This window comes from Bradyrhizobium sp. SZCCHNR1015 (genome assembly GCF_032489875.1).
Taxonomy (GTDB): Bacteria; Pseudomonadota; Alphaproteobacteria; order Rhizobiales; family Xanthobacteraceae; genus Bradyrhizobium.
In genome coordinates this window covers 23,213-48,823 of sequence record NZ_JAUEYW010000020.1, presented here as the reverse complement: position 1 = coordinate 48,823, position 25,611 = coordinate 23,213, and the positions used below count along the sequence as shown (strand labels likewise).

The window sequence follows — 25,611 nt, the reverse complement described above, 5'->3', positions numbered from 1 at the left end:
ATGCGCCTGGCCGCTGGAAGCCACGCCCGTCTCGGAGCAACCTGGGACGGACGGGGGACCAACTTTGCGTTGTTCTCCGCCAATGCCGAGAAGGTCGAGCTCTGCCTGTTCGACAGCCAGGGCCGGCGCGAGATCGAGCGGATCGAATTGCCGGAGCGGACGGAGGATGTCTGGCACGGCTATCTCAACGACGTCTCGCCAGGGCAGCTCTATGGCTACCGCGTCTACGGCCCGTACGAGCCGGAGCGCGGCCACCGCTTCAATGCCAACAAGCTGCTGCTCGACCCCTATGCCAAGCGGCTCGCCGGCCGGCTGGTCTGGAGCGATGCCCATTTCGCCTACCGCGCCGGCTCGCCGCGCGAGGACCTCTCGTTCGACCGGCGCGACAACGCCCGCGGCATGCCCAAGGCGGTCGTCATCGACGAGACCTTCAACTGGGGCCGGCGCGAGATGCGGCCGCAGATCCCGTGGGAGGACACGATCATCTACGAGGCTCACGTCAAGGGCCTGACCAACAAGCGCGACGACGTGCCGCCCAACCTGCGCGGCACCTATGGCGGTCTGTCGTCGCCGGCGATGATCAAGCATCTGAAGCGGCTCGGCGTCACCACAATCGAGCTCTTGCCGATCCACGCCTTCATCGACGACCGCATGCTGGTCGAGAAGAAGCTGGTCAACTACTGGGGCTACAACACCATCTCGTTCTTCGCGCCGGAGCTGCGCTACGCGCAGGACAATCCGCTCGATGCCTTCCGGACGACGGTGGCGCGGCTGCATGATGCCGGCATCGAGGTCATGCTCGACGTCGTCTACAATCACACCGCCGAGGGCAACCATCTCGGCCCGACGCTGTGCTACCGCGGCATCGACAACGCATCCTACTACTGGCTGCAGCCGGACAATCCGCGCTTCTACGACGACTTCACCGGCTGCGGCTCGTCGGTGAACCTGACCCATCCGCGCGTGCTGCAGATGGTGATGGACTCGCTGCGCTATTGGGTCGAAGTCTGCCACGTCGACGGCTTCCGCTTCGATCTCGCCACCACGCTCGCGCGCGAGAAGCACGGCTTCGACCGGCGCAGCGGCTTCCTGACCGCGATCCGCCAGGACCCGGTGCTGGCGAGCGTCAAACTGGTCGCAGAGCCATGGGACGTCGGTCTCGGCGGCTATCAGGTCGGCGCATTCCCCTCGCAATGGTCCGAATGGAACGACCGCTATCGTAGCGCCATGCGTCGCTACTGGAGCGGCGAAGGCAGCCTGATCGGCGAGGTGTCGAGCCGCATGACCGGCTCTTCCGACATCTTCAACCATGACGGCCGCACCCAGCGCGCCAGCGTCAATCACGTCACCGTCCATGACGGGTTCACGCTGGCCGATCTCTTCAGCTACAACAGCAAGCACAATGAGGCGAACGGCGAGGACAATCGCGACGGCTCCAACGACAACCTCAGCAACAATTTCGGTCATGAGGGGCCGACCAACGACGTGGCGATCACAGCGCTGCGGCGGCAGTCGCGCAAGAACCAGCTCGCCTGTCTGTTGCTCGCGCAGGGCCTGCCGCTGCTGCTCGCAGGCGACGAGGTCGGCAACTCGCAACATGGCAACAACAACGCCTATTGCCAGGACAACGAGGTCGGCTGGGTGGACTGGAGCGGCATGGGCCGCGAGGGCGATGATCTCATCGACTTCATCGCGCACATGACCGAGCTGCGCCGCCGCTTCGGCCAGATTCGCGCGCGCCGCTGGCTCGACGGCCGCCGGTCGGACGGAAGCTTCGGCGTGCTGTGGCTGACGCCTTCGGCGGAGGAGATGACGCAAACCGACTGGACCTTTCCTGACGGACGATTTCTCGCCTATGTGCTCGCTCCGGTGGAACAGGAGCAGGCTCCGATCCTTATCGTTCTGAACGCGGCTCCCGAAGAGATCGGATTCAAATTGCCCAAGCTCGCCGAATACAAGACGTGGCAACAGGTCCTGAACACCACCGAAGCCCAGCAGACGCCGATCGACTTCGCGTCGGGCACGGACCTCAAGGCCCCGCCCCGGTCCGTGCTGGCGTATGCGGGCCAGTCATGAACGGCCGTCAATTCGGACCTCGGCTCACGCAGGACGGCACGACGTTCCGGCTGTGGGCGCCCGCCGCCAAGCGCGTCGATCTGATCCTCGACGTCAAGCATGAGATGCAGCGCGGGGATGGTGGTTGGTATTCGCTCGACGTCGCTGGGGTCGGCGCCGGCACGCGGTACAAGTTTCGTATTGATGATGAGCTCGACGTTCCAGATCCCGGCTCGGATTTCCAGCCAGAGGATGTCTCCGGCCCGAGCGAAATCATCGACCACCGCGCCTACACCTGGCGTTCCGAAAAATGGCGCGGCCGTCCATGGCAGGACGCCGTGTTCCTCGAAAGCCATGTCGGCACCTTCACGACGGAAGGCACCTACCGCGCGATGATCGACAAGCTCGATCATCTCGTCGAAACCGGCATCACCGCGCTCGAGCTGATGCCGCTGGCGGACTTCGCCGGCTCCCGCAACTGGGGCTATGACGGCGTCCTGCTCTACGCGCCGGACAGCGTCTATGGGCGTCCCGATGATCTGCGCGCACTGATCGACGAGGCGCATCTGCGCGGGCTGATGGTCTTCCTCGACGTCGTCTACAACCATTTCGGCCCCGAAGGAAACTACATCGGCCTGTATGCACCGACCTTCTTCACGGACGCTCACACGCCGTGGGGCAGCGCGATCGACTTCCGGCACCCCGAAGTGCGCGCCTTCGCGATTCAGAACGCGCTGCATTGGCTGACGGACTATCGCTTCGACGGGCTGCGTTTCGATGCCGTCAACCACATCCTCGCCAACGAGGGTGAGATCCCGATGCTGCATGATCTCAGCGCCGCCGTCGGCAGGCTCGTCGAGCAGACAGGGCGTCACATCCATCTCGTGCTCGAGAACGGTGATAACCGGGCCAGCATGCTCGACGCGGCAGAAGATCCGCCGCGGGGCAAGTTTCGCGCGCAATGGAACGATGATTATCACCACGTCTGGCATGTGATGCTGACCGGCGAGACCGGCGGCTACTACGGCGACTACCAACAATCGCCGCGGCGCGGGCTTGCCCGCGCGCTCGCCTCGGGCTTTGTCTATCAAGGCGAGCAGGCCGCCTTTTGGGGTGGCATGGCCCGGGGTGAACCAAGCGGTCATCTGGCCCCCGCGGCGTTCGTCAACTTCCTGCAGAACCACGACCAGATCGGCAACCGCGTGTTCGGCGACCGGCTGGAATCGCTGGCGCCGCCGGAAGGGATCGCAGCTGCGCTGGCCGTCACCTTGCTCGCACCGACCGTGCCGATGCTGTACATGGGCGAGGAATGGGGCTCGAAGCAGCCCTTCCCGTTCTTCTGCGATTTCCAGGGCGATCTCGCGCACGCCGTGCGCAAGGGGCGCCGCAAGGAATATGAGTGGGCATACGCCAAGTATGGCGACGAGGTCCCGGACCCGCTGGACATCGAGACGTTCAGATCCGCGATCATCGATTGGGACGCCCGCAACGCATCGCCGGGACGCGAGCGATTGACGCTGGTGCGCGGGCTCCTCGCCGTGCGCCACAGGGAGGTGGCACCGCGGCTGCCGGGCGCATCCTTCGGCAAGGCCGACGTGACGGAGGATGGCTGCCTGACTGCGCACTGGACGATGGGCGACGGCGCGACGCTGCGGTTGCTCGCCAACGTTTCGGACAACGAGGTGCCCGCGCCGCGCAGCGGCTCGGCGGGCACGCCGATCTGGGGCGGCACGCCCGGCGATCGCCTGCCACCCTGGTCGGTGTTCTGGAGCATCGGAGGATAATCATGCCTCCTGCCATTCCGCTCGCGACCTACCGCCTGCAGCTCACCGCCGACTTCAATTTCGAAGCAGCGGCGCGCGTCGTGCCGTATCTGAAGGCGCTCGGCATCAGCCATGTCTACGCCTCGCCGTTCATGACGGCGCGCAAGGGCTCGACGCATGGCTACGACATCACGGATCACACCAAGCTCAATCCTGAGCTCGGCGGTCAGGACGGCTTCGCCAAGCTGAGCGCCGCGCTGAAGGCGCACGATCTCGGGCTCATCCTCGATTTCGTTCCGAACCATGTCGGCGTCCATTTCGACGACAATCCATGGTGGCTCGATGTGCTCGAATGGGGCCAGGCGTCGCCGCATGCAGCCTCGTTCGACATCGACTGGGACCAATTGCCGTATCGCGCCCGGGGCGGCGTGCTGCTGCCGATCATCGGGACGTCCTACGGCCATGCGCTCGAACATGGTGAGATCGAGCTGCGCTACGACCCGGACGAAGGCTCGTTCTCCTGCTGGTACTTCGAGCATCGCCTGCCGATCGCGCCGGAGCGCTATGGCGAGGTGCTGCGCATCATCGTAAAGGAGGCCGGTGAGGAGAGCAGCGAGGCCGGCAAGGCGATCCTCGACCTGGCGTCGCGCTATCGCGGCCTGCGCCATCCGAACCGCAAGGAAGCCCCGGCGTTCAAGGCCGCACTCAAGGCCATTCCCGGGGCTGGCGACATTATCGCGCGAGGCCTCTCGGCGTATCAGGCAGGCGAGGGCCGACCGACGCAGACGCTGGCCCTGCACCATCTGCTTGAACGGCAGAACTACAAACTCGGGCATTGGCGGCTTGCGTCCAGCGACATCAACTACCGCCGCTTCTTCGACGTCAACACGCTGGCCGGCCTGCGCGTCGAGGATGCTGGCACGTTCGAAGCGATCCACCGGCTGGTCCAGAAGCTGATCGCGGATGGCCAGCTGCAGGGTCTGCGGCTCGACCATATCGACGGCCTGCGCGATCCCGCACAATATTTCCAGCGGCTGCGGCGGCTGATCCGCGACGCTCGGGGGCCCGCAGCCGGGCCATTCTACGTCGTCATCGAGAAGATTCTCTGCGAGCACGAGAAGCTGCCGAGCTTTGCCGGCGTGCACGGCACCACCGGCTACGAGTGGATGAACGTCATCACCCAGCTGCTCATCGACGGCAACGGCCTGGAGCCCTTGGACGAGATCTGGCGCCAGATCAGCAACAAGCCGCCGAAGCTCGCGCCCGTCATCAAGGAGGCCAAGCGGCGCGTGCTGGAAACGCTGCTGACCAGCGAGTTCACCGTGCTGACACGCCTCCTGGCGCGCATCGCCAACGGCCACTACTCGACGCGCGACTATTCGGAAGACAGCCTGCGCCAGGCGCTCGAACTGTATGTTCTTCACTTCCCGGTCTATCGCACCTATCTCACCGCGGCCGGGGCGACCGAGGCCGATCGCAAGCTGATCGATCACGCCATAGCCGGCGCCCGCGCCGAATGGTTCGCCTCCGACGGCTCGATCTTCGACTTCCTGCGCGATACGCTCACCATGGATCTGATCAAGCGCGACCGCAGCACCAGCCACAGCGTCCCACGTGTGCGCCGCTTCGCGCTGAAGGTGCAGCAGTTCACCGGCCCGATGATGGCGAAGTCGCTGGAGGATACCGGCTTCTATCGCTTCCACCGGCTGCTCGCGCTCAACGAGGTCGGCGGCGATCCGGCGGCGCATGCTCTGACGATCGCCGACTTCCACAAGCTGATGCACGATCGCGCCAGGCATTGGCCGCACGGCATGACCGCCACCGCTACCCACGACACCAAGCGCGGCGAGGATGCCCGCACGCGGCTGGCCGCCATCACCGAGTTGCCCAACGATTGGACGTCCGCGATGGCGCGCTGGAAGACCTTGAACGCGCCGCACGTCATCACCGATGGCAAGATGCGCGCGCCCTCGGCGGCGTTCGAATACATGCTGTACCAGACGCTCGTCGGCATCTGGCCCGCAACTGGCGCCGACCCGAGCCTTGCGGAGCGGTTGCAGGCCTATGCGCTGAAGGCGGCGCGGGAGGGCAAGGAGGAGACCAGCTGGCTCAATCCAAACGAGGCCTATGAGAACGGCCTGCGCAGCTTCATCGACCGCATCCTGGATCGCGACCGCTCGCCCGAGTTCCTGCAGTCGTTGGAGACGCTTTCCAGGCGGACCGCTTTGCTCGGCGCGCTGAACTCGCTGGCACAGCTCACGCTGAAGGCGACGATGCCCGGCGTGCCGGATATCTATCAGGGCACCGAGTTCTGGGACCTCTCGATGGTCGATCCCGACAATCGCCGCCCGGTGGACTTCGCCGCGCGCGAACGGGCGCTGCGCGAGTGCGAGCGTCCCGACTGGGCCCGCCTGGCGGACCACTGGCCGGATGGCCACATCAAGCTCGCCTGGACACGGCGGCTGCTCCGGCTGCGCAACGAGATGCCCGCGGTCTTCACCGACGGTTCCCATGAGCCGCTCGAGGTGAGCGGACGTCATGCCGATCACATCATTGCCTTCGCACGGCGGCATGGGCGGGACGCCGTCGTCGTCGTCACTGTGCGCAACTTTGCGCCCTTCACCGACGGTGGCCGGGTGTGGCCCCACCCAGATGGTTTCGAAGCCGAGGTTCATGCCCGCGGCTACACATCTGCGGACATACAGGACGGCATCCTTGCGGTGTCCTCCGTCTTCATACATTTGCCTGCAGCAGTGATCCCAGCGCGGACCGATGCGGCAACCCACCCGGCTGGTCGACGTCCGACAGCATCGACGCCGGGCTGATCAGCTCTTTTTCGTCAACAGCAGCTGGCCGCGGCTGCGGATCGCGGATTGCGCCGCCTCGGCAAAGCGCTGCAACAGCCAGGGCAGCACGACCTCGACACGCACGTGATCGTCGGCGACGTCGACATGGCCCGACGCCGCTTGACCCAGAGCGCGAACGCGAAAGATCATCTTGTCGCCCTCCCAGCGCTCTTCGTCGACCTTCAGGACCGGAACGCTGGTCGCGGCGCGGCTGAGACCGGCCTGGAGCCGGCGCACGGCCTCGTCCTTGCCGAGGCGATGCGGAATGGAAACGACAAGCGGTCTTGACATCGCGATCTCCTGACTAACAACTGCCTTCAGGTAGTCATTGCTGGTTACGACCGCAAAGACACGCTCCGAATTTTACCTGTTTCCCGCACGGAACTTTCGAAGTTCCGACCAGTTTCCTCGGCGAAGGCAGAGCACGTTGTCGCCCCGCTGCCGGGCACTGGAGGAAGCACATGTCCATCGGAACTATCATCCTGATCATTCTCATCATCGCCCTGCTCGGCGGCTTTTCCGGCATCGGCGGCGGTCCGTTCTACGGCACCGGCTACTATGGCGGCGGCGGTCTCGGCCTGATCATCGTCATCGTGCTGATCCTCGTCCTGCTCGGACGTATCTGATCCTTCTGAGGCGATCGGCTCGGGCAGACACCACGTCTGCCCGAGCGACTACGACGTCTCTGCGAGCTTCTTGATGGCCGCCTTGATCGAGCCCGCGGCATCTTCATAACCATCCCACGCCCTGGTCTTGGCCAGCAGCGCCGGTACGGTGCGGATGGTGTAGCGCTTGGGTTCGAGCCCGTTCTTCACCTGCGTCCAGGTCAGCGGCATGGACACGGTGGCGCCTTCGCGGGCGCGCGGCGACAGCACGGCGACCGCCGTCGACATCCGGTCGTTGCGCAGATAGTCGAGGAAGATCTTTCCCCCGCGCAGCTTCTTCGACATGTTGAGCAGGTATTGCTCCGGGCTGTCGTTCGCCATCCATAGGCACACACCTTGCGCAAACGCCTTCGCTTCGGGCCAGCTCACTCTGTCGCGCGCGCCGTGCAGCAACGGCGTCACCACGTGCAGACCCTTGCCGCCCGTGGTCTTGCAGAAGCTCTCGAGACCGAGGCTCTTCAGGCGCTGGCGCATCTCCTTGGCGGCCGCGATCACCTCCTCGAAGGCGACGTTCGGCGCCGGATCGAGATCGAACACCAGCCGGCCCGGAACGTCATAGGCGTCGGGTGCGCAATTCCATGGATGCAGCTCGACGGCGGCGACCTGGGCGACCGCGATCAATCCCTCGACGCGGTCGATCTGCAGATACGGTTTGCGGTCGCCCGAGACCTTGACCAGCTCGAGCAGGTCCGACATGCCCTGCATGCCGTGCCGCTGGAAGAATTTTTCGCCACCGATGCCATCAGGCGCACGTACGATCGAGCACGGCCGTCCCCTCAGATGATCGATCATCCAGTCGCCGACGGCTTCCAGATAGTTGGCGAGATCGAGCTTGGTGACGGGCTCGCCGTCGCCGGCGTCCGGCCACAGCGCCTTGTCGGGCTTGGAGATCGCAACGCCCATCACGGTCGCCGCGCCCTTCGTGCGTGACGGCGTCTTGTGCAGCGTGGTGCCGACGGTCGCGACGCTCGCCGCGGCCCGCGCCACCGGCCGGGCAACCTTCGTCGTCACCACCGGCGGCTCGGCAACGACCTCGCGGGCCGGCTTGTCCTGGCGCAGTCCCTTGAACGAGGCCTGCCTGACGTTGTTGTCCGCGGTCCAGCCGGCAAACTCGATCTCGGCGACCAGCTCCGGCTTCAGCCAATGCACCTCACGCGTCTTGCGCGGCGCGTTCTTGCCGCCGAACGGGCTCTCGTCGGAGGCCGCCGCCTTCAGCGCCGGCATGATCTCCTTCACCGTGTCCTGGCCGAAGCCGGTGCCGACGATCCCGACATAAGCGAGATGATCGTCCTTGTTGACGCCGACCATCAACGAGCGGAATTTGCCGTTGGTGGTCTTCCAGCCACCGATGACGACCTCGTGGCCGGGCCTGGTCTTGGCTTTGGTCCAGCTCTCCGTCCGTCCCGAATGATAGGCCGAGTCCAGCTTCTTGGAGACGATGCCCTCCAATGACAGCTTGCGCGCCGACTCCAGCACGGCCTCGCCGTCGCTCTCGAAGTGCTCGACATAGCGGATGCGCGGCGCCTTGCCCTTGATGTGCGCCTTCAGCAGCTTCGCCAGCCGCGCCTTGCGCTCGCGCAGTGGCTGGCGGCGCAGGTCGAACTCCTCCGCGAACATCAGGTCGAAGGCAAAGAAGATCAGCTCGTCGGTTTCGCCCGCCGAAATCGCCGCCTGCAGCGCCGAGAAATTCGGATTGCCGTCCTTGTCGAGCGCGACGATCTCGCCGTCGATGATCGCGTCCGGCAATTCAGCCGCTTCCTCGGCGATGGCACCGAACTTGGCCGTCCAGTCCAGGCCCTTGCGCGTCTTCAAAGTCGCCTTCCCGTCCTCCACCCTGATCTGCACGCGGTAGCCGTCGAACTTGATCTCATGCGCCCAGCCCTCACCGCTCGGCGGCTGGGCGACCGAAGTACAGAGCTCGGGCGGCACGAAGTCCGGCAGCGACGACACGGTTCGCGGTGCGACCGTCTTCGGAGCAGCGGCCGCTTTCGCGGCCTTGGACTTCGGCGTCTTCTTGGGAGACGCCTTCTCTGGAGAGGCACTGCCGTCGCCGCGGTTGGAGTGCCACACCGCGTCGGCATTCATGCGCTGCGTCTTGGCGAGCATGAACGGCTTCGGCGCTTTGCCCTTGCCGGCCGCGATCTGCTCCATCGTGCGGCCCGAGGCGACCGACTTGTCCGCCTCCAGGATGTCGTTGGCCTCGCCTTCCCGGGCGAACTCGTCGCGGTGCTTGATCAGCAGCCAATTGGTGCGCTTGCCGCCCGTGCGATCATGACGCATCCGTACCAGCACCCAGCTGCCATGCAGCTTCTCGCCTTCAAGGGTGAACTTGAGGTCGCCCTTCTTGAAGCCGCGCTCCGGGTCCTCGCTGTCCCAATGGCCGCGATCCCACAGCATGACGGTGCCGCCGCCATACTCGCCTTCCGGGATCGTACCTTCGAAATCGCCATAGTCGAGCGGGTGATCCTCGACCTCGACCGCGAGCCGCTTGTCGTGCGGATCGAGCGACGGCCCCTTGGTCACGGCCCACGACTTGAAGACGCCGCCGAACTCCAGCCTGAGATCGTAGTGCAGCCGCGTCGCGTCGTGCTTCTGGATGACGAAGCGCGGCCGCGCCGCACGCGCGACCTTGGCGTCGCCGGACGGCTCTGCCGTCTTGTCGAAATCGCGCTTCTTGCGATAGGTGGAAAGCTTCCTGAGCGCCACGGTGATCCCTCGTGTTGAGTGGTAGCGTAGCAAAGCCGGCAGGGTCGTGGAACCGGCTCCGCCGCTGGCGCCGGCGCGGCTCGCATCCACCTGATAACACCGGGCAAAGTTCCGCGTTCCCGCGGCTGAGAAAAGCCCGGGTGTTGCGATGGTCCACCCTCTGCCGATGAGAGGGCGCAGGGAAGGCCGGGAGCTCGCCGCCCCCATGGCCCGCCTGCGAAAGAAAATGCAGGCGGCAGGTACCACAGGTGCAGCCGAGTCATCCCGGCCCTCCCTGCGCGACGGTTTTAACAGCTGCTTCGCGTTCTCCCCGGTGCGCCGGGCTTGTTGGCCACCGTCATCCGCGCGATGCACAAAGCATCCTCGCAAACTTGACCTCAGCGTCGGGAGGCCAGGACCGCGCGACTTGACCGTGCGTGCCAGATCGTTCGTCGGCGCAACGTCAATCACGCTGCAACCCGACACGCCCATCGCATTCCGCTGCCGACGTCCGTGACGACCGCGATACGTCCCCTCCGACGCAACGGAATGGGTCGGACCATAATGCTGATTTTACGAAGTCGTCAAGCGAATTAATTTTTCCCGAAGCGACCCTCGGCGGGGCCCATGGAACCCACACCGATGCTTGCCCGTTGCAGCCTCATCCGGATTGTCCAAGGAGACCACGATGGCCCCCCGCGCCTACTGGAAAGGCTCGCTCAAACTCTCGCTCGTCAGTTGCCCCGTCGTCCTCCATCCGGCGTCGACCTCGGTCGAGAAGACGCGCTTCCATCTGATCAACCGCGAGACCGGCAACCGGCTCAAGCAGCAGATGGTCGACTCTGAGACCGGCGACATCGTCGAAGGCGAGCAAAAGGGCCGCGGCTACGAGCTCTCCAAGGGGCAGTATGTCGAGATCGAGCCGGAGGAGCTGGAGGCGGTCCAGATCGAGAGTAACCATACGATCGATATCGACAGCTTCGTGCCGCGCGAGGAGATCGACCAGCGCTATCTCAACCATCCCTATTACATCGCTCCCGACGGCAAGGCGGCGGTCGACGCCTTCGCGGTCATTCGCGACGCGATGAAGGAGCAGGATCGCGTCGCGCTGGCGCGGATCGTGCTGACCAACCGCGAGCACGTCATCGCCATCGAGCCGATGGGCAAGGGCATGCTCGGCACCACGCTGCGTTTTCCCTACGAGCTGCGCGACGAGGCCGAGTTCTTCGACGACATCAAGTCGCCCCGGATCACCAAGGACATGGTCGAGCTCGCCGGCCACATCCTGCAGACCAAGGCGGCGCATTTCGATCCCTCGGAGTTCAAGGACCAGTACGAGACCGCGCTGAAGGCGCTGGTGAAGCGCAAGGCCTCGGGCAAGCCGATCAAGCTGCCGGAGCCGGCGGAGCGGCCCGACAACGTCGTCAGCCTGATGGACGCGCTGAAACAGAGCTTGGGCAAGGGCGGAAAAAAGGCAGCGCGTGCGGCGTCACGGCGGACGAGCGCGCATCGACGCCCCGCGAAGAAGGCGCATCGGTCGGCGGCGCGGCAGAGGAAGGCGGGGTGAAGGCCAGCAGCTGCCTGCGTGGCGCAAGCGGCCTCCACACCACCGCCCCGTCGTCCCGGCGAACGCCGGGACCCATACTCTGCGGCGGGTATTGTAAGACAAGACTCGTCCAACATCCCGCGCAATAACATCTCCCTGGGGTTATGGGTCCCGGCGTTCGCCGGGACGACAGCGGAGAATTTTGCGACGGCTGCGGGTCATGGCGTGCGCGATGATCGTAGCCCGAATGATCGCCTCGTCAGCTCTTCTTCTTCGACTTCTTCTTCGTCGTTTTCTTGGTAGTCTTCTTCGTGCTTTTCTTGCTCGCCTTCTTGGCGGACTTCTTCGCCGATGACTTGGCGCTCTTCTTCGGCGGCACCTTCTTGCCTTCGCGGCGCGCCTCCGACAGACCGATCGCGATCGCCTGCTTGCGGCTCTTGACCTTGCGGCCCGAGCCGCCGCTCTTCAACGTTCCTGCCTTGCGCTTCTTCATCGCGCGCTCGACGTCCTTGGACGCGCCCTTGGAATATTTGCGTGTTTTGCGTGCCATCAACATGGTCTCCCTGTGATATCACAGAAATCACGAGGGTGAGCGATGGTTCCGCTTTGAGGGACTGGCTCACATGAAGAAGCGCTAATCCGGCGCACGCAAGCGATAGCCGATGCCGGTCTCGGTCAACACGAATTGCGGGCGCTCGGGATCGGCCTCGATCTTCTGCCTGAGCTGGCGCACATAGACGCGCAGATATTGCGCGTCGGTCAATTCGTCCCACAGCTCCTTGAGCAGGAAGCGATGCGTCAGCACCTTGCCGGCGTGCTGCACGAGCACGCGCAGCAGATCGTACTCCTTCGGCGACAGCTTGACCTCGCGCTCGCCGACCTTGACGATGCGGCGGACGAGATCGACCGAGAGATCGCCGGTGCGAAACACCGGCCGCTCTCCCTGCACCTGCAGCTGGTGCCGCAGCGCCGCGCGCAGGCGCGCCAGCAATTCATCCATGCCGAACGGCTTGGTGATGTAGTCGTCGGCGCCGAGATCGAGCGCCTGGACCTTGCCCGCCTCGTCGCCGCGGCTGGACAGCACCACGACCGGCACGGCCTCGTTGCGGCCACGGATGGTTCGCAGCAGCTCGAGTCCGTCGATGTCGGGGAGGCCAAGGTCGAGAATGATCAGCGCCGGCTCCTGGCTCAGCAGCTCCAGCGCGTTCCTGCCGTTGGAGGCCTCGAGAATGTCGTAGCCCTGCGTGGTCAGGCCCATCCGCAGCAGCTTGCGGATCGGCGGCTCGTCGTCGATCACGAGCACCTTGATCGGAGCGCCGGTCATGCGGCCGTATCCAGCGGTCTGGCCTGCGCCGGCACCGGCAGGCGGATGGTGAGGACCGCACCGCGCCGATCGGTACGGTTGCCGGCGAAGATGCGGCCATGCATCGCCTCGATGAAGCCACGCGAGATCGCAAGCCCAAGTCCGGTGCCGGGCCGCACCTGGTCGCCCTTCTGCACGCGATAGAACTTGTCGAACACGTGCTCGACCTCCGCGGCGGGAATGCCGTCGCCTTCGTCACGGATCTCGAGCACGATCCAGTTGCTGTCGCGGGCCGCACGGATCGCAATCGAGGTCTCGGGAGGCGCATATTTGGCGGCGTTGTCGAGCAGATTGAACAGCACCTGCTCGAACAGCACCGCGTCGACCTCGACCATCGGCAGATCGGGCGCCAGTACCAGCGAGACATGATGACCGGCGAGGATCTTGCCGGCACGCCGCAGCGCGCTGCCGACGATCTCGCCGACGTCGTGGAGGGCGGCGTTCGGCACGATCGCGCCGGATTCCAGCTTGGTCATGTCCAGGAGGTTGGCGATGAATCGATTCAGCCGCTCGGACTCGTCGATCACGGTGGCGAGCAGGTCGAGCTTCTCCTTGTCGGACAGCCTGGCCGCGAGATCGCGCATCGTCGAGGCCGCGCCGAGCACCGAGGCGAGCGGCGTCTTCAGATCATGCGAGATCGAGGTGAGCAGCGCCGAACGCAGCCGGTCCTGCTCCATGGTGCGCTTGACCTTGTCCATGTCCTCGACCAGCAGAACGCGCTCGATCGCCAGCGCGCCCTGGTCGACCAGGGCGTCGAGCAGCCGGCGCTGGTCGGGGGTCAGCAGCGGCCCGGTGCGGTCGTCGTCGATGCCGATGACGCCGATCAGGCCGCGGCCGGTGCGCATCGGCAGGAACAGCCGCTTGGCTCCCGGCAGCGTGTCGGAGCCGCGGCCGGCGGCGCGGTCGTTGCTCCAGGCCCAGCTCGCGGCGGCGAGGTCGGCGTCGTCGAGCTGATCCTCCGGCGGGTAGCCAGTCATGACCGTGAGCTTGCCGTCCTGCGGCAGCAGCAGCACGACCCGCACCTTCAGCATCAACGCCGCCTGATAGGCCGTGGCCCACAGCACGTCATCGAGGGTCGCGGTGCCCGCAAGCTTGCGGCTGAAGGCATAGAGCTGCTCGGTGGTCCGGACGCGGTGGGTGGCGGCGTCAGCCTGAACGCGAACGCGCGCGGCGACGTTGGACACCAGGATCGCGATCAGCATGAAGAAGAAGAACGCGCCGATGTTGGTCGGATCGGTGATCGTGAACGTATACAGCGGCGGGAGGAAGAAGAAGTTGTAGCAGAGCGAGGCGGCGAGGCTCGCCAGCAGCGACGGTCCCAGGCCGTAGCGTGCGGCGACGCCGACCACCGCCGTGAGGAACACGAGATCGACGTTCTCGATGCCGAAGACGGGCTGGATCAGCTCGGCGAGGCCAAGGCCGACAGCCGTGATCAGCAGCGCCATCACATAGGGCTTCGGCTGCAGCGGCTCGCTGCGCGGCCGCGTCTGCACCGAGCTACCCGCGGTGTCGGGCGCCTCCTCGCCGGCGATGACGTGGATGCTGATGTTGCCGGCGCGCCTGACTAGGTCATGCACCACCGAGCCCCTGATGATCTCGAACAGGCGCGAGCGGCTCGACTTGCCGATGATGATCTGGGTGACGTTGTTGGCCTGCGCGAAGCCGATGAGGTCATCGGCGATACGCCGGCCGACGCCCGGAATCGTCAGCGCCTCGCCGCCGAGGGTCTCGGCCAACCGCAGCGTATCGGCGAGCCGGTCGCGCTGCCTGTCACTGAGCTGCAGATTGCGCCGGGTCTCGATGGTCACGGCGGTCCACGGCGCATGGACACGGTCGGCGAGCCGCTTGGTGTAGCGCACCAGCCCTGTCGCCCGCGGATCCTCCGACACGCAGACGAGGATCCGCTCGCCGGCCGCCCAGGGCCCCGCAATGGCGTTGGCCTGCATGTGGGTGAGCAGTTGCTCGTCGACGCGCTCGGCCGTCCGACGCAGCGCGAGTTCGCGCAGCGCGGTCAGGTTGCCGGGCGAGAAATAATGCTCCAGCGCCCGCTCCGCCTGCTTGGGCACATAGACCTTGCCCTCCTTCAGGCGCTGGATCAGGTCGTCGGGCGTAAGGTCGATCAGCTCGATGGCGTCGGCGCGGTCGAGGATCGAATCCGGCACGGTCTCGCGCACGCGCACATGGGTGATCTGGGCGACGACGTCGTTGAGGCTCTCGATGTGCTGGACGTTGACCGCCGTGTAGACATCGATGCCGTGCGACAGCAGCTCCTCGACGTCGAGATAGCGCTTGGGGTGGCGGCTGCCGACAGCATTGGTGTGCGCGAGCTCGTCGACGATGGCGAGCTTGGGACGGCGCGCAATCACGGCATCCAGATCCATCTCTTCGACGATCTGGTCCTTGTAGGAAATACGTTTGCGCGGGACGACCTCCAGGCCGCGGACCAGCGCCTCGGTCTCGGCGCGGCCATGCGTCTCGACGAAGCCGATGACGACATCGACGCCGGCCTTCAGCTTGGCATGCGCGCTCGACAGCATTTCATAGGTCTTGCCGACGCCGGGGGCGGCGCCGACGAAGATCTTGAGCTTGCCGGCAGGACTGTCCTCCCGCCGGGCCGCTTCGAGCAGGGCTTCCGGCGAGGGACGTTGGTCAGGATCGCGGCGTTGACTGGCCATGCGGCATTATAGACGGAGGAGCTTCGGCGCCAAGGCCGGGACCTCTAAGGCCTCACTACGGCTTGGCAGCGTCGAGCGCCAGATTGAGCGCAAGCACGTTAACGCGGGGTTCGCCGAGCAGTCCGAGCAGACGGCCCTTAGTCTGCTGGGCGATCAGGCCCTGAACGCTGGCCTCCGGCAAGCCGCGCGCCTTGGCCACCCGCGGCACCTGGAACAGCGCCGCCTCCGGCGAGATGTCCGGATCGAGCCCGCTCGCCGAGGTCGTCACCAGATCGACCGGCACGGCCTGCCCAGGATTCTCCGCCTTCAGCCTGTCAACATCCTCCTTGACGCGGTCGGCCAGCGCCTTGCTGGTCGGGCCGAGATTGGAGCCGGAGGAGTTGGCGGCGTTATAGGGCGCCGGCACCGTCTTGGTCGCATCGTTCGGATCGGCGGCCGAGGTCGCCGACGGACGGCCGTGGAAATATTTGTCGTCCTTGAATTCCTGCCCGATCAGCGCCGAGCCGATCACCTGGCCGTTGCGCGTGATCAGACTGCCTTCGGCCTGCGCCGGGAAGATGGTGCCGGCGACGACGGTCATGGCGAGCGGATACAGCAGCCCGGTGATCAAGGTCAGCGCGAGCAGGACCAGGATGGCGGGACGGATTTCTTTGAGCATGGGAGATCTCCTGTGTCGCGGCGTCATTGCGAGGAGCGAAGCGACGAAGCAATCCAGGGCTGTGTACGAGACTCTGGATTGCGTCGCTTCGCTCGCAATCACGCCGGTGGTGGTTCAAGCCAGGTGCAAGGCGGTCACGATCAGGTCGATTGCCTTGATGCCGATGAAGGGGATGATGATGCCGCCCAGGCCATAGATCATCAGGTTGCGGCCGAGCAGCGCGCCGGCGCCGATGGCGCGGTAGGCGACGCCCTTCAGCGCCAGCGGGATCAGCGCGATGATGACGAGCGCGTTGAAGATGATCGCCGACAGGATCGCGCTCTGCGGGCTCGCGAGGTTCATGACGTTCAGCACGTTCAGCTGCGGGTAGAACGCCAGGAACATCGCCGGGATGATCGCGAAATATTTGGCGACGTCGTTGGCGATCGAGAACGTCGTCAGCGCGCCGCGCGTCATCAAGAGCTGCTTGCCGATCTCCACCACCTCGATCAGCTTGGTCGGGTTGGAATCGAGATCGACCATGTTGCCGGCCTCGCGCGCGGCCTGCGTGCCGGTGTTCATGGCGACGCCGACATCGGCTTGCGCCAGCGCCGGCGCGTCGTTGGTGCCGTCGCCGCACATGGCGACCAGCTTGCCCTTGGCCTGCTCGTCTCGGATCAGCTTGAGCTTGTCCTCGGGGGTCGCCTGCGCCAGGAAATCGTCGACGCCGGCTTCGGCGGCGATCGCCGCCGCGGTCATCGGGTTGTCGCCGGTGATCATGATGGTGCGGATGCCCATCCGGCGCAGCTCGGCGAAACGTTCGCGGATGCCGCCCTTGACGATATCCTTGAGCTGGATGACGCCGAGCAGGCGCCCGTCCCTGGCGACCGCGAGCGGCGTGCCGCCGGATTTGGCGATGTCGTCGGAGATTGCACGGATCTCGCGGACAAGCTCGCTCTCGACCGGCTGGACCGCGCGCGCCGTGTTGCCGGAGACGGGCTGGGTCGGGCCGCCGCCGCCGATGGAGTTGAGGATGGCGTCGACCGCGCCCTTGCGCACCGAGGAACCGCCGGCATCGACGCCGCTCATGCGGGTCTGCGCCGTGAACGGCACGAAGGTGGCGCCGAGCTCGGCCATGTCGCGGCCGCGGATACCGTATTTGTCCTTCGCGAGCACCACGATGGAGCGGCCCTCCGGGGTCTCGTCGGCGAGCGAGGCGAGCTGCGCCGCGTCGGCCAGCTCCTGCTCGCTGACGCCCCGGACGGGACGGAACGCAGTCGCCTGCCGATTGCCGAGCGTGATGGTGCCGGTCTTGTCGAGCAGCAGCGTATCGACGTCGCCGGCGGCCTCGACCGCGCGGCCGGACATCGCCAGCACGTTGAAGCGCACCAGGCGGTCCATGCCGGCGATGCCGATCGCCGACAGCAGCGCGCCGATCGTGGTCGGGATCAAGGTCACGAACAGCGCCACCAGCACCACCACCGAGATCGAGCCGCCGGCATAGGCCGCGTAGCTCGGGATCGTCACCGTCGCGAACACGAAGATGATGGTGAGGCCGGCGAGCAGGATGTTGAGCGCGATCTCGTTCGGCGTCTTCTGTCGCTCGGCTCCCTCGACCAGCTTGATCATGCGGTCGATGAAGGTCGAGCCCTGGGCCGCGGTGATCCTGACGCGGATCCAGTCCGACAGCACCTGCGTGCCGCCGGTTACCGCCGAGCGGTCGCCGCCGGACTCCCGGATGACCGGAGCGGACTCGCCGGTGATCGCAGCCTCGTTGACCGAGGCGACGCCCTCGATCACCTCGCCGTCGGACGGGATCGTGTCGCCGGCCTCGACCAGCACGAGGTCGCCGACCTTCAAGCTGGTTCCGGGCACGAGCTTGTAGGTGTGGTCGGCCGGGTTCGTGCCCGTCAGCAGCTTGGCCTGGCTCTCGGTGCGCGTCTTGCGCAGCGAATCCGCCTGCGCCTTGCCGCGGCCTTCGGCGACGGCTTCGGCGAAATTGGCGAACAGCACGGTGAACCACAGCCAGAGAATGATCTGGAAGGTGAAGCCGAGATTCGCGCCGCCGGTTACGACGTCGCGCAGGAAGATTACCGTGGTGAGCGCCGCGACGACCTCGACCACGAACATCACGGGGTTCCTGATCATCAGCCGCGGGTCGAGCTTGACCACCGCGGCCTTGATGGCCGGCAGCACGATCTTCGGGTCGAGCATCGTCGACATCGACGAGCGCTTCTGCAGTTTGATGGTGTCCATGGAGGTCGCTCCGAAATCAGAACACGGTGCCGGCGGCCATCGCGAGATGCTCGACGATCGGACCGAGGGCGAGAGCCGGGAAGAAGGTGAGGCCGCCGATGATCAGGATGACGCCGACGACGAGGCCGACGAACAGGCCGCCGGTGGTCGGGAACGTGCCGGCCGAGGGCGGGATCGACTTCTTCTGCGCGAGCGAGCCCGCGATCGCCATCGCCGGGATGATCATGAAGAAGCGGCCGACGAACATCGAGCAGGCGAGCGTCAGGTTGTAGAAGAAGGTGTTGCCGGTGAGGCCCGCGAACGCCGAGCCGTTGTTGGCCGTCGCCGAGGTGTAGGCGTAGAGCACCTCGGTGAAGCCGTGCGGTCCGGCATTGGCCATCGAGGCGACGGCCGGTGGCAGCACCACCGCGACCGCGGTCCAGCCGAGATACATCAAGGGCAGCACCAGGATTGCCAGCATCGCCATCTTGACCTCGCGGGCCTCGATCTTCTTGCCGACATATTCCGGCGTACGCCCGACCATCAGGCCGGCAACGAAGATCGCGAGCACGACGAACAGCAGCATGCCGTAGAGGCCGGCGCCGACGCCGCCGACGATGATCTCGCCGAGCTGCATGTTGATCAGCGGGATCATGCCGCCGAGCGCGGTGAAGCTGTCGTGCATGGCATTGACCGCGCCGCAGGAGGCGGCCGTGGTGATGACGGCGAACAGCGACGACGCGACGATGCCGAAGCGGACCTCCTTGCCTTCCATGTTGCCGCCGGTCAGTCCCAGCGCGTTCAGCGTGGTCGTACCGTTGGCCTCGGCCCAGTAGGTGATGGCGACGCCGGCGATGAACAGCGCGCCCATCACGGCGAGGAGCGCCCAGCCCTGGCGCTGGTTGCCGACCATGCGGCCGAACACGTTGGTCAGGGCGGCGCCGAGCGCGAAGATCGAGAGCATCTGGATGAAGTTCGACAGCGCGGTCGGGTTCTCGAACGGATGCGCGGCGTTGGCATTGAAGAAGCCGCCGCCATTGGTGCCGAGCATCTTGATCGCGACCTGCGAGGCCACCGGGCCGACCGCGATGGTCTGCTTCGCCCCTTCCAGCGTGGTCGCCTCGACATAGGGCCCGAGCGTCTGCGGCATGCCCTGGGACACCAGGAACAGCGTGTAGATGATGCAGAGCGGCAGCAGCACATAGAGCGTGCAGCGTGTGATATCCACCCAGAAATTGCCGACGGTCCGCGCCGAGGCGCGCGAGAAGCCGCGGATCAGCGCGATCGCGAGCACGATGCCCGTCGCGGCCGACAGGAAGTTCTGGTGGGTGAGCCCGAGCATCTGGACGAGATAAGAGAGCGTGCTCTCGCCACCGTAGTTCTGCCAGTTGGTGTTGGTCAGGAAGCTGATCGCGGTGTTGAAGGAGAGATCCTCGGCGACCGCGGACTGTCCGGCGGGATTGAACGGCAGCACGGCCTGCAGCCGCATCACGCCGTAGATGATCAGGAAGCCGCCGACATGGAACAGCAGCATTGCGACCGTGTAGGTCAGCCAATGCTGCTCGCGGCGCTCGTCGACGCCGCCGATCCAGTAGATCGCGGCCTCCACCGGCCGCAGCACCGGCGACAGCAAGGTGCGCTCGCCATTGAAGACGCGCGTCATGTACCAGCCGAGCGGCTTGGCGAGCGCGACGATGACGGCGCAGTAGAGCAGGATCTGGATCCAGCCGATCACGGTCATGGGGATGTTGTCCTTGAGGGTGCGACGGTGGCGGTCAGAACCGCTCGGGCCGCAACAGCGCGTAGGTGAGGTAGATCAGAAGGCCGAGCGACACCGCGCCGGCGAGCGAATAGTCGAAGATCATGGCTCGTCTCCTAGAGCCGCTCGCAGGCGTAGGTGTAGCCGATCGCCAGGGCGAATAAGCCGGCGGCCAGCGCCAGCATCAGGATGTCCAGCATGGTGTGCTCCTCATGCGCGCGAGGCGCGCAACGCGTAGGGTCTGCGGGAGCGCGCAACTTGTGATGGATCAAACCCCCATCCGCGCCCCGCGGTCCGTTGCATCGGCACAGATGGCATTCGGAACCATAGGTTTTCGAGACCGCGCCGCCGGCAAAGTTATAGGAATCTCATAAAGATCGCGGCATTCCGCGGCCGAAGCCGGCCGACGATGAGCGCCGCTGCATAGGGAGCGCCCACGGTGGCGCCGCACGCTTATGCGCCGCTTATTTCTTCCTGGCCTCGCCCGTCTCGCATTCCTACGGCCGCTGCCGCCAGATTGTTGGCACGGCCCGGTGCGGGCCGTCGCTCAATCACGACGGAGCATCATCATGCCGGTCACGACACCCCGAGATTTCGCCGAGCCACGGCAGGCCGCGCAGGAAACAGCCGCGCTGCTGACCGACCTTCTCGGCGAGGACGATGGCGTCTCGCCGCTGTCGGCGCGCGGACGGCGCCGGATCCGGATCGGCCGGATGATGCAGGCGGAGGCCCGGATCGATGCCGCGCTGGAGCTGATCGCGCTGCAATTGCCGCGATGGTCGCTCCGCCGCCTCGCCTATGATGACGGCGAATGGCACTGCGCGCTCTCACAACGACGCGAGTTGCCGGACTGGCTCGACCATTGCGCCGAGGCCAGACACACCGATCTCGCCCTCGCCATTCTCCACGCAGCCGCCGAGGCGCGTCGCCTCGAGCCGACGCTGCCCGTCTCCGGAGAACGCTCCGCCGAGCCCGTGCTCGCAACCCTGCTCTGCTGCGACAATTTCTGAGAGGACGAGAGCGCGGCGATGATCCTCCCGGCCGGCGAGCCCGTGGAGCTGTCCCCGGCCAGAGCATTGCTTCGCTTCGGGCTGCGAACCGCGATCCTCGTTCTGTTCGCGACGTTCGGCAGCATCGGCTTCGGGCGCAGCCTCGCTGCCCTGCTCTGGATGACCGTCATCCTATGTGCCGTGCTCGCCACGCTGCGCCGTGAGCGCGTCTTCAACGCAAGCCTCAATCATTGGGACGAGATGGTCGGCTATCTCTCGCTCTACTGCGGCGTCATGGCACTCAACCAGCTCTCGGAATCCTGACCGGCGCGTGCCTACGCGGCGCCTATGACGTCGACCGCTCCGCCGCCTCGAATTCCTATCCGTACACCGCGATATTCGATGAACCAACGCAACGTCATCTCACGAGATGCGCGCTTGAACCAGAGGGACCACGTCCATGAAGCTCGTCGAACCTCCGTCGTGTCACAAGCCTGCTGCCGCCCTCGTCCTCATCGGTCGGAATAGCTGCGGCCAATGGGTTGCCCAGGAGCAGAACGGCCTCTATGGCGGCCTGTTCGTCAGCCGCGCCGAAGCGATGAAATATGCACTGTTCGAGAATGGCCATCATCCGGAGACGATCGTCGAGCTGTCGCGCACGATCGAGCTCGACACCAACGGACGCTTCGCGCCCGTCGGACTGTTGTTTGGCAGCAGCCGGCGGCCGATCGCATGAGTGCCGCCCCGACGCCGCCGCGTGGACCTGCCGCACGATGGCTGACCGGCACGATCGCAGACATTCCGACGCCGTTCGATGCGACCGGCGCAGTCGACATCGCCGCACTCGCCCGATTGTGCGAGCGGCAGATCGAAGCCGGCGCCAGCGCGATCCTGGTCTGCGAGACCGCGGGTGAAGCGTCCACGCTGACGGCAGCGGAGCGCGAAGCGGTCATTCGCGCGGCTGTGACCGCGGCCTGCAATCGGGTTCGCGTCATTGCCGGCGCGGGCTCCAACGCGACGCTCCAGGCCGTGCAAAACACCCGGCAGGCGGTGGCCGCGGGCGCCGATGCGATCATGTCGGTGGTCCCCTACTACAACCGGCCTACGGCAGAGGGCATCTACGCGCACTTCCGCGCGGTCGGAGACTCAACCACACTGCCGGTCATCCTGCATGATTGCCCCTCGCGCACGGGGCGCGCGCTGCCGGACGAGACGCTGATCCGCCTGTCGCGATGGGCGCAATTCGTCGGCTTGCGCGACAGCACCGGTGATACCGCGCGCGCCGTTCATCTGCGATCACTGACGCCACCCGGCTTTCGCCTGTTGTCGGGCGACGATATGGCGGCGGTGCCGTTCGCGGCCGCTGGTGGCGATGGCTGCTTCTCGCTGGCGGCCAACGTCGCGCCGGAGCTCTGCAACGTGCTGTTCGCCACCTGCCAGCGCGCGCGCTGGCGCGCGGCACGACGGCTGCACGGCAGGTTGCTGCCGCTGATCGAGGCGTTCAATCGCGATGCGCCGGCGGCATTGAAATATGCCCTGAGCCTGCAGGGCCTTGTTGCGGCCGGTGTGCGCTTGCCGTTGACCGAGCTTGACGGGGCGGCGAAGACAATGATCGGACAAGCGATGGCGCGGCTGAGCGCCTCGTCTGCCGCGACGTCTCCGAAGCACGCAGCACAGCTTTGAGAGGGCGATCCGCAGGCCGAAGGCCTCAGAAGTCCCATTTGTCGCCGAGAAGCAAAGGCGCTTGCGGCCGATGCCTGGCGTCGAGTTCGATCGTCGCTCCAGAGCCGCGCCGGAAGAGCAACTCGTTGCGCAGGCGCCGGAGCTTGGCTACGGCAATCGCCGCACGGATGGCCCTGACAGTCTTGCGCAGCGTCTTGATCAGGCGCGAAGGCCGCAGGGCCCAGGCGACGTAAGCGCCACGGACGTCGCGAAACGGTTCGACCGAGCTCATGTTCATTCTCCGCCAAGGCCGGCGCGACATCCGGCCGGCAAAGCGGAAGATGGAGCCCCTCGCCGTAGGAATGCGAGACGGGCTGACTTCATCTCTCATAGGAAAAGCATAAGTCGCCCAAAAAAACGGGGCGGCCGAACCGGCCGCCCCGCACGCTCCGATCCGGTTCGGATCAGAAGATCTTGACCGCGCTTTCCAGCGTCTTCCAGACACCCCATGCCAGCGGCACGCCGACGAAGGCCCAGAACAAGCCGGCCTTGACGTCGAGGCCACCCTTGCCGATGCCGAACGACCCGTGCTGGATCGCCGACTCGTTCTTGGCGAGCTCCGCCTGGTACTTCGCGACGTCGTCCGCGCTCATGTTCCACTTGTCATCGACGGGCTTGATCAGGAAGTTGCAGATCAGGCCGGCCAGGAGCATGGCGCAGAGAATATACATCGTCGTGTTGTACAGCTGGTCGCGCGGCACGCCGGCGGCGAGCTGGAACTCGCGGATGTAGTTGACGACCACCGGACCGATGATGCCGGCCGTGGCCCAGGCCGTCAGCAGCCGGCCGTGGATGGCGCCCACGAACTGGGTGCCGAACAGGTCGGCCAGATAGGCCGGGACCGTCGCGAAGCCGCCACCATACATCGAGAGGATGATGGCGAAGGCCGCCACGAACAGCAGCTTCGAACCCATCGCTGCGAAGGTCGGCGCCAGCGCATAGAGCACGATGCCGATCAGGAAGAAGCAGTAATAGGTGTTCTTGCGGCCGATGTGGTCCGACAGCGACGCCCAGAAGAACCTGCCGCCAATGTTGAACAGCGACAGCAGGCCGGCAAAGCCTGCCGCGATGCCCGCAATCGCCGCCTTCTGGGTGGCGTCGAGCTGGTTGAAGCTGACGTCGGGCAAACCGATCAGCTTGCCGGCGAAGATCTCCTGCAGCATCGGCGAGGCCATGCCGATCACGCCGATGCCTGCCGACACGTTCAAGCAGAGCACCCACCAGACCAGCCAGAACTGCGGAGTCTTGTGCGCGTTGTCGAGATGCACATGGTGCTCCGAGATCATCGCCTTCTTCACTGCCGGCGGCGTCCAGCCCTCGGGCTGCCAGCCGACCGGAGCGACGCGATAGGCGAAGGCGCCGATCATCATGAACACGAAATAGATCACGCCCATCGTGACGAAGGTCTCCCAGACACCGACCGAGGTCGGGGTCTTGAAGTAGTTCATCAGCAGGTTGGCGAGCGGGGCGCCGATCATCGCGCCGCCGCCGAAGCCCATGATCGCCATGCCGGTCGCCATGCCGCGCCGGTCCGGGAACCATTTCACCAGGGTTGACACCGGCGAGATGTAGCCGAGGCCGAGGCCGATGCCGCCGATGACGCCGGCACCGAGCCACATCATCCAGAGCTGATGCACGTAGATGCCGAGCGCTGCGAACAGCAGGCCGCCGCCCCAGCAGCAGGCCGCGACGGCGCCCGCCTTGCGCGGTCCGGCCCGTTCGAGCCAGCCGCCCCAGATCGCCGCGGAGGCGCCGAGCAGCACGAAGAACAGGGTGTACATCCAGCCGAGGCTCGCGACCTTCCAGTCGCAGCTCGTCGTGAACAGCTCCTGCACCAGGGACATGTCCGGACAGGCCTGGGTCTTGGTCACGCCGATCGCGCGTGACAGCGGCAGCCAGAACACCGAGAAGCCATAGGCCATGCCGATGCACAGATGGATGCACAGCGCAGCCGGAGGAACCAGCCAGCGGTTGAACCCGGCCTTGGCGACCGTGTGCTCACGATCGAAGATTCCCGCCTGCGCGCCCGGGAGCGTGCCCGCGCTTTCAATGGTAGCCATGCATTCCTCCCCTACGGACTCTCGTCCAACGCAACAACGTCATGTTCTGTCCCCTTGATCAGAATCAATACGCCCACTCACCCCGCCCGCTATCGCGTACCAGAGCAGTCTTGCAACGCACAAACGCTCATCACTGCCTCGATGCGCATAACACCCCACCCGAGACGTTATGCCGTCACCATTCTTGCTTGTGCCGCTGTTCTGCCTGGCCCGCTCCCCAGCGGGCATGACTCGCCCCCCGCAACCTCCGCGGAAGCGCCCCAATTGGTGCAGAACCGAGGCAAATTGTCGATAGTAAAATGGTAATAATCGGTCAATCTTGGTGGATTGATCGCACTGCAGCGCGAATGTGTTGCTAACAAACACACAAATTCACGTGCAACCAACGCGACCGCCACTCACGGCTGTAGTCATGTTGCTCTCGATTACTTTCCCGACGCGTCACGGCCATCCCTGATGGAATCAACTAATGAGATGTGCGGACCATCAGCGACGGACACGGCTCGACGCCGCATGCCCGCGCTCGCGGAAACGTGAAGAAGGAACAACTTGTCCTTGCCTGGCAACAGCATCGCAAGCCTGGACTGAGAACGCGGCATTGTTGTGAGCTC

General features: G+C 65.6%; 21 protein-coding genes. 9 read left to right on the top strand and 12 right to left on the bottom strand.

The features are described 5' to 3' along the window. Genes glgX through treY form a run of 3 tightly spaced genes read left to right on the top strand, consistent with a single transcriptional unit; the run spans position 1 to position 6,643 of the window. Entirely contained in the window at positions 1-2,076 is a 2,076-nt protein-coding gene (gene glgX, locus QX128_RS29085; protein ID WP_316239225.1) for a glycogen debranching protein GlgX, read from the top strand. Next, complete coding sequence (gene treZ, locus QX128_RS29080; protein ID WP_316177727.1) at positions 2,073-3,839, top strand: malto-oligosyltrehalose trehalohydrolase; 1,767 nt, start codon at positions 2,073-2,075, stop codon at positions 3,837-3,839. The genes glgX and treZ overlap by 4 nt, the downstream gene beginning before the upstream one ends. Before the next feature lie 2 nt (positions 3,840-3,841). Next, positions 3,842-6,643, top strand: coding sequence for a malto-oligosyltrehalose synthase (treY, locus tag QX128_RS29075; protein ID WP_316239224.1), 2,802 nt, complete (start codon positions 3,842-3,844; stop codon positions 6,641-6,643). Here treY and QX128_RS29070 read toward each other — a convergent pair whose 3' ends face one another. Beyond that, positions 6,644-6,955: a polyhydroxyalkanoic acid system family protein gene (locus QX128_RS29070; protein WP_315717996.1), complete on the bottom strand. Its 312-nt coding sequence runs from the start codon at positions 6,953-6,955 to the stop codon at positions 6,644-6,646. It abuts the gene before it with no gap. Positions 6,956-7,125: 170 nt separating this feature from the next. On the opposite strand from QX128_RS29070, the gene QX128_RS29065 reads away from it, so the two are divergent. Then, positions 7,126-7,290: a DUF3309 family protein gene (locus tag QX128_RS29065; RefSeq protein ID WP_006614022.1), complete on the top strand. Its 165-nt coding sequence runs from the start codon at positions 7,126-7,128 to the stop codon at positions 7,288-7,290. A gap of 48 nt (positions 7,291-7,338) precedes the next feature. Here the strand turns inward: QX128_RS29065 and ligD are convergent, their stop codons facing one another. After that, on the bottom strand, positions 7,339-10,035 hold the full coding sequence (gene ligD, locus QX128_RS29060; RefSeq protein ID WP_316239223.1) for a DNA ligase D: 2,697 nt from the start codon (positions 10,033-10,035) through the stop codon (positions 7,339-7,341). Between the two features lie 667 nt (positions 10,036-10,702). Here ligD and QX128_RS29055 point away from each other — a divergent pair. Beyond that, positions 10,703-11,581, top strand: coding sequence for a Ku protein (locus QX128_RS29055; RefSeq protein ID WP_316239222.1), 879 nt, complete (start codon positions 10,703-10,705; stop codon positions 11,579-11,581). A gap of 238 nt (positions 11,582-11,819) precedes the next feature. On the opposite strand, the gene QX128_RS29050 is transcribed toward QX128_RS29055, so the two are convergent. The 8 genes from QX128_RS29050 to QX128_RS29015 form a co-directional block, all read right to left on the bottom strand. Beyond that, positions 11,820-12,110, bottom strand: coding sequence for a DUF6496 domain-containing protein (locus QX128_RS29050; protein ID WP_315805422.1), 291 nt, complete (start codon positions 12,108-12,110; stop codon positions 11,820-11,822). 84 nt (positions 12,111-12,194) lie between these two features. Continuing rightward, positions 12,195-12,884: a response regulator transcription factor gene (locus QX128_RS29045; protein WP_316239221.1), complete on the bottom strand. Its 690-nt coding sequence runs from the start codon at positions 12,882-12,884 to the stop codon at positions 12,195-12,197. Continuing rightward, positions 12,881-15,598, bottom strand: coding sequence for a sensor histidine kinase KdpD (locus QX128_RS29040; RefSeq protein WP_315805420.1), 2,718 nt, complete (start codon positions 15,596-15,598; stop codon positions 12,881-12,883). The genes QX128_RS29045 and QX128_RS29040 overlap by 4 nt, the downstream gene beginning before the upstream one ends. Positions 15,599-15,653: 55 nt before the next feature. Further along, the gene (locus QX128_RS29035) at positions 15,654-16,256 is read right to left on the bottom strand and encodes a K(+)-transporting ATPase subunit C (RefSeq protein WP_315805419.1); all 603 of its coding nucleotides are present in this window, start codon (positions 16,254-16,256) and stop codon (positions 15,654-15,656) included. Between the two features lie 114 nt (positions 16,257-16,370). Beyond that, a complete protein-coding gene (kdpB, locus tag QX128_RS29030) occupies positions 16,371-18,491 on the bottom strand; it encodes a potassium-transporting ATPase subunit KdpB (RefSeq protein WP_316239220.1) in 2,121 nt (706 codons plus the stop codon). A 16-nt stretch (positions 18,492-18,507) separates the two neighbouring features. Continuing rightward, complete coding sequence (kdpA, locus tag QX128_RS29025) at positions 18,508-20,211, bottom strand: potassium-transporting ATPase subunit KdpA (protein WP_316239219.1); 1,704 nt, start codon at positions 20,209-20,211, stop codon at positions 18,508-18,510. 34 nt (positions 20,212-20,245) lie between these two features. Further along, a complete protein-coding gene (locus tag QX128_RS29020) occupies positions 20,246-20,335 on the bottom strand; it encodes a K(+)-transporting ATPase subunit F (protein WP_042340291.1) in 90 nt (29 codons plus the stop codon). A gap of 10 nt (positions 20,336-20,345) precedes the next feature. Further along, on the bottom strand, positions 20,346-20,501 hold the full coding sequence (locus QX128_RS29015; protein ID WP_316239218.1) for a hypothetical protein: 156 nt from the start codon (positions 20,499-20,501) through the stop codon (positions 20,346-20,348). 297 nt (positions 20,502-20,798) lie between these two features. Between QX128_RS29015 and QX128_RS29010 the strand changes: the two genes are divergently transcribed. The 4 genes from QX128_RS29010 (at position 20,799) to dapA (ending at position 22,901) form a co-directional block, all read left to right on the top strand. After that, the gene (locus QX128_RS29010; RefSeq protein ID WP_316177712.1) at positions 20,799-21,239 is read left to right on the top strand and encodes a hypothetical protein; all 441 of its coding nucleotides are present in this window, start codon (positions 20,799-20,801) and stop codon (positions 21,237-21,239) included. Positions 21,240-21,257: 18 nt separating this feature from the next. Beyond that, on the top strand, positions 21,258-21,542 hold the full coding sequence (locus tag QX128_RS29005) for a hypothetical protein (RefSeq protein WP_316239217.1): 285 nt from the start codon (positions 21,258-21,260) through the stop codon (positions 21,540-21,542). A gap of 136 nt (positions 21,543-21,678) precedes the next feature. Further along, the gene (locus tag QX128_RS29000) at positions 21,679-21,954 is read left to right on the top strand and encodes a hypothetical protein (protein ID WP_316177708.1); all 276 of its coding nucleotides are present in this window, start codon (positions 21,679-21,681) and stop codon (positions 21,952-21,954) included. Beyond that, on the top strand, positions 21,951-22,901 hold the full coding sequence (dapA, locus tag QX128_RS28995; protein ID WP_316239216.1) for a 4-hydroxy-tetrahydrodipicolinate synthase: 951 nt from the start codon (positions 21,951-21,953) through the stop codon (positions 22,899-22,901). The genes QX128_RS29000 and dapA overlap by 4 nt, the downstream gene beginning before the upstream one ends. Before the next feature lie 25 nt (positions 22,902-22,926). Here the strand turns inward: dapA and QX128_RS28990 are convergent, their stop codons facing one another. Next, positions 22,927-23,172, bottom strand: coding sequence for a hypothetical protein (locus QX128_RS28990; RefSeq protein WP_316177704.1), 246 nt, complete (start codon positions 23,170-23,172; stop codon positions 22,927-22,929). Between the two features lie 172 nt (positions 23,173-23,344). Next, complete coding sequence (locus QX128_RS28985; protein ID WP_315805413.1) at positions 23,345-25,000, bottom strand: OFA family MFS transporter; 1,656 nt, start codon at positions 24,998-25,000, stop codon at positions 23,345-23,347. Positions 25,001-25,611: the final 611 nt, after the last annotated feature.

What these genes read in the sequence shown, in the direction of transcription:
- treY (WP_316239224.1), top strand. Translation starts at nt 3,842, where the DNA reads ATGCCTCCTGCCATTCCGCTCGCGACCTACCGCCTGCAGCTCACCGCC.
- QX128_RS29010 (WP_316177712.1), top strand. Translation starts at nt 20,799, where the DNA reads ATGCCGGTCACGACACCCCGAGATTTCGCCGAGCCACGGCAGGCCGCG.
- QX128_RS29035 (WP_315805419.1), bottom strand. Translation starts at nt 16,256, where the DNA reads ATGCTCAAAGAAATCCGTCCCGCCATCCTGGTCCTGCTCGCGCTGACC.
- QX128_RS29070 (WP_315717996.1), bottom strand. Translation starts at nt 6,955, where the DNA reads ATGTCAAGACCGCTTGTCGTTTCCATTCCGCATCGCCTCGGCAAGGAC.
- glgX (WP_316239225.1), top strand. Translation starts at nt 1, where the DNA reads ATGCGCCTGGCCGCTGGAAGCCACGCCCGTCTCGGAGCAACCTGGGAC.
- QX128_RS29005 (WP_316239217.1), top strand. Translation starts at nt 21,258, where the DNA reads ATGATCCTCCCGGCCGGCGAGCCCGTGGAGCTGTCCCCGGCCAGAGCA.
- treZ (WP_316177727.1), top strand. Translation starts at nt 2,073, where the DNA reads ATGAACGGCCGTCAATTCGGACCTCGGCTCACGCAGGACGGCACGACG.
- kdpB (WP_316239220.1), bottom strand. Translation starts at nt 18,491, where the DNA reads ATGGACACCATCAAACTGCAGAAGCGCTCGTCGATGTCGACGATGCTC.
- QX128_RS29045 (WP_316239221.1), bottom strand. Translation starts at nt 12,884, where the DNA reads ATGACCGGCGCTCCGATCAAGGTGCTCGTGATCGACGACGAGCCGCCG.
- QX128_RS29040 (WP_315805420.1), bottom strand. Translation starts at nt 15,598, where the DNA reads ATGGCCAGTCAACGCCGCGATCCTGACCAACGTCCCTCGCCGGAAGCC.
- QX128_RS28985 (WP_315805413.1), bottom strand. Translation starts at nt 25,000, where the DNA reads ATGGCTACCATTGAAAGCGCGGGCACGCTCCCGGGCGCGCAGGCGGGA.
- QX128_RS29000 (WP_316177708.1), top strand. Translation starts at nt 21,679, where the DNA reads ATGAAGCTCGTCGAACCTCCGTCGTGTCACAAGCCTGCTGCCGCCCTC.
- dapA (WP_316239216.1), top strand. Translation starts at nt 21,951, where the DNA reads ATGAGTGCCGCCCCGACGCCGCCGCGTGGACCTGCCGCACGATGGCTG.
- QX128_RS29020 (WP_042340291.1), bottom strand. Translation starts at nt 20,335, where the DNA reads ATGATCTTCGACTATTCGCTCGCCGGCGCGGTGTCGCTCGGCCTTCTG.
- QX128_RS29065 (WP_006614022.1), top strand. Translation starts at nt 7,126, where the DNA reads ATGTCCATCGGAACTATCATCCTGATCATTCTCATCATCGCCCTGCTC.
- kdpA (WP_316239219.1), bottom strand. Translation starts at nt 20,211, where the DNA reads ATGACCGTGATCGGCTGGATCCAGATCCTGCTCTACTGCGCCGTCATC.
- QX128_RS29050 (WP_315805422.1), bottom strand. Translation starts at nt 12,110, where the DNA reads ATGGCACGCAAAACACGCAAATATTCCAAGGGCGCGTCCAAGGACGTC.
- QX128_RS28990 (WP_316177704.1), bottom strand. Translation starts at nt 23,172, where the DNA reads ATGAGCTCGGTCGAACCGTTTCGCGACGTCCGTGGCGCTTACGTCGCC.
- QX128_RS29055 (WP_316239222.1), top strand. Translation starts at nt 10,703, where the DNA reads ATGGCCCCCCGCGCCTACTGGAAAGGCTCGCTCAAACTCTCGCTCGTC.